2 rRNA genes are annotated in these 3680 nt (G+C 53.9%); both read right to left on the bottom strand.

Annotation, left to right across the window (positions count from 1 at the left end):
* Nucleotides 1-90: 90 nt before the first annotated feature.
* Nucleotides 91-205 (bottom strand): 5S ribosomal RNA (gene rrf, locus AC0L2C_RS33910).
* A gap of 280 nt (nt 206-485) precedes the next feature.
* Nucleotides 486-3352: ribosomal RNA gene (locus AC0L2C_RS33905) — 23S ribosomal RNA — on the bottom strand.
* Nucleotides 3353-3680: the final 328 nt, after the last annotated feature.

The following is a 3680-nucleotide window of genomic DNA, read 5'->3' as shown; positions in this document are numbered from 1 at the left end:
TGAAAGGGCCGCTTGCGCGGCCCGAGTTCCCGATTGGCGGGCCTGTTTTGCAAGGAGAAGACTGGATTTTTTGCAACGTGCGTTTTGCAGACCTGGCAGCGACCTACTCTCCCGCGTCTTGAGACGAAGTACCATCAGCGCTGGAGCGTTTCACGGCCGAGTTCGGAATGGGATCGGGTGCAGCCGCTCCGCCATAACCACCAGGTCGGCAAAGCGCACGTTGCTCGAGAAGCTTTTTGAGCGAATAGCGATGAGAGAGTAGCGAATAGGGAAGCCCCCATCCTTGCGCTCTCTCAGAGCTTATCGCTGGTCTTTGTTGTGCCAAGGCGACGTTTTCTGCAGGTTGCTTCGGGCATAAGCCCGCAAGCGCGACTGCGCGTCGCCGGTTTTCCGGCGCCCTCGCGGAGCATAGGCCCGTAAGGGCCGCTCATGCGTGAGCGCTGGTAAGACCATCTGACTTTGTCAGATGGGCATAGGGAATGAGAACGATCAAGCCGATCGAACTATTAGTACCGGTAAGCTTCAAGCGTTGCCGCTCTTCCACACCCGGCCTATCAACGTGGTCGTCTTCCACGGTTCTCAGGGAATACTCGTTTTAAGGTGGGTTTCCCGCTTAGATGCCTTCAGCGGTTATCCCGTCCGGATATAGCTACCCTGCTATGCGGCTGGCGCCACAACAGGTCCACCAGAGATCCGTCCATCCCGGTCCTCTCGCACTAGGGACAGATCCTTTCAATATTCCTACACCCACGGCAGATAGGGACCGAACTGTCTCACGACGTTCTGAACCCAACTCACGTACCGCTTTAAATGGCGAACAGCCATACCCTTGGGACCTGCTCCAGCCCCAGGATGCGATGAGTCGACATCGAGGTGCCAAACAACCCCGTCGATATGGACTCTTGGGGGTCATCAGCCTGTTATCCCCGGCGTACCTTTTATCCGTTGAGCGATGGCCCTTCCACGCGGGACCACCGGATCACTATGACCGACTTTCGTCTCTGCTCGACTTGTCAGTCTCGCAGTCAGGCAGGCTTATGCCATTGCACTCAGCGAACGATTTCCGACCGTTCTGAGCCCACCATCGCGCGCCTCCGTTACTCTTTAGGAGGCGACCGCCCCAGTCAAACTACCCACCATACATTGTCCCGGACCCGGATGACGGGCCGCGGTTAGACATCCATAGTGATAAGGGTGGTATTTCAAGGGTGGCTCCACCTGAGCTGGCGCCCAGGTTTCAAAGCCTACCACCTATCCTACACATGCCACTACGAATGCCAATGTAAAGCTATAGTAAAGGTGCACGGGGTCTTTCCGTCTAACCGCAGGAACCCCGCATCTTCACGGGGAATTCAATTTCACTGAGTCTATGCTGGAGACAGCGGGGAAGTCGTTACGCCATTCGTGCAGGTCGGAACTTACCCGACAAGGAATTTCGCTACCTTAGGACCGTTATAGTTACGGCCGCCGTTTACTGGGGCTTCGATTCAGAGCTTGCACCCCTCCTCTTAACCTTCCAGCACCGGGCAGGCGTCAGACCCTATACGTCGTCTTGCGACTTCGCAGAGCCCTGTGTTTTTGATAAACAGTCGCTACCCCCTGGTCTGTGCCACCCTCCTCCACTTGCGTGGAAAAGGGTCACGCTTCTTCCGAAGTTACGCGTGCAATTTGCCGAGTTCCTTCAGCATAGTTCTCTCAAGCGCCTTGGTATACTCTACCAGTCCACCAGTGTCGGTTTCGGGTACGGTCTATAAGGAGGAGCTATTTCCTGGAACCACGCAGCAGCCCGTTCAATCCGATAAGATTGGACTACCTCAATGATCCGTCACTTCCTCCAGGCCCACGAATATTAACGTGGTTCCCATCGTCTACGCATTTCTGCCTCGACTTAGGGGCCGGCTAACCCTGCTCAGATTAGCTTTAAGCAGGAACCCTTGGACTTTCGGCGGGGGAGTCTCTCACTCCCCTTACGTTACTCATGTCAGCATTCGCACTTCTGATACCTCCACCACCCCTCACGGGTATGGCTTCATCAGCTTACAGAACGCTCCGCTACCGCTCGTGATTGCTCACGAACCCTAAGCTTCGGTGTATGGCTTGAGCCCCGTTACATTTTCGGCGCAAAGACCCTTATTTAGACCAGTGAGCTGTTACGCTTTCTTTAAATGATGGCTGCTTCTAAGCCAACATCCTGGTTGTTTTGGGATCCTCACATCCTTTCCCACTTAGCCATAACTTGGGGACCTTAGCTGTAGGTCAGGGTTGTTTCCCTTTTCACGACGGACGTTAGCACCCGCCGTGTGTCTGCCGACTAGTACTCCCAGGTATTCGGAGTTTGGTTAGGTTTGGTAATCCGGTGAGGACCCCTAGCCCATCCAGTGCTCTACCCCCTGGGGTATTCGGTCGACGCTCTACCTAAATAGATTTCGCGGAGAACCAGCTATTTCCGAGTTTGATTGGCCTTTCACCCCTAGCCACAAGTCATCCCGAACTATTGCAACAGTTATGGGTTCGGTCCTCCAGTAAGTGTTACCTTACCTTCAACCTGCTCATGGCTAGATCACTCGGTTTCGGGTCTAATGCGACGAACTGAACGCCCTGTTCAGACTCGCTTTCGCTGCGCCTACACCTAGCGGTTTAAGCTTGCTCGTCACACTAAGTCGCTGACCCATTATACAAAAGGTACGTGGTCACCCAGGACGAACCTTGGACTCCCACTGTTTGTAGGCAATCGGTTTCAGGTACTCTTTCACTCCCCTTGTCGGGGTGCTTTTCACCTTTCCCTCACGGTACTAGTTCGCTATCGGTCATGCACGAGTACTTAGGCTTGGAGGGTGGTCCCCCCAATTTCAGACAGGATTTCACGTGTCCCGCCTTACTCGAGGACGATGATTTGCATTACGCGTACGGGGCTGTCACCCACTATGGCCCTACTTTCCAGAAGGTTCCGCTTGTCTCATCATCGCCACTGGCCTGGTCCGGGTTCGCTCGCCACTACTGCCGGAGTCTCGGTTGATGTCCTTTCCTACGGGTACTTAGATGTTTCAGTTCCCCGCGTTCGCCACTTTATCCCTATGTATTCAGGATAAGTTACCTATAACAGATACTTGGAAACCACAGCAGCAAGTCTGCGCGATCTCAAAGAGATCGTCGCTTAACGCTCAATCCTTTTGGGATCTCGCGCCAATTACCTGCTGCTCTGATTTTCCAAGCACCTTAGGTGGGTTTCCCCATTCGGAAATCTACGGATCAAAGGGTATTCGCACCTCCCCGTAGCTTATCGCAGCGTATCACGTCCTTCATCGCCTGTGCATGCCAAGGCATCCACCAATTGCCCTTAAGACACTTGATCGTTCTCATTGCCAATACCCATCGCGCGATCTCGAAGAGATCGTCGCTTCAGCTAAATCCCGAAGGATCTTTGCCTCAGCGCGATCCCAAAGGGATCGTCGCTCGAACCAGATCCTGTGCAGGATCTAGCTTCAATGGAATTGGCACAAAAAGACCAGCTTCTCGAGATCGGTTCGAGGGTGCGGTTAGGCAAACCCATCATATGCGGGAGATTGAGCGTCTCCCGCGACAAATCACACCCCTTGCGGGCTATGAAGTTCGAACAAATCTTCTCTTTACGATGTCAAACAGAACAGGCGGAGAGCTAGATGCTCGCCGCAAACTCTTAA

Source organism: Mesorhizobium sp. WSM4845 (assembly GCF_055811455.1).
Note: the sequence above shows the minus strand (reverse complement) of the source record. Positions and strands in the feature narration are given on the sequence as shown.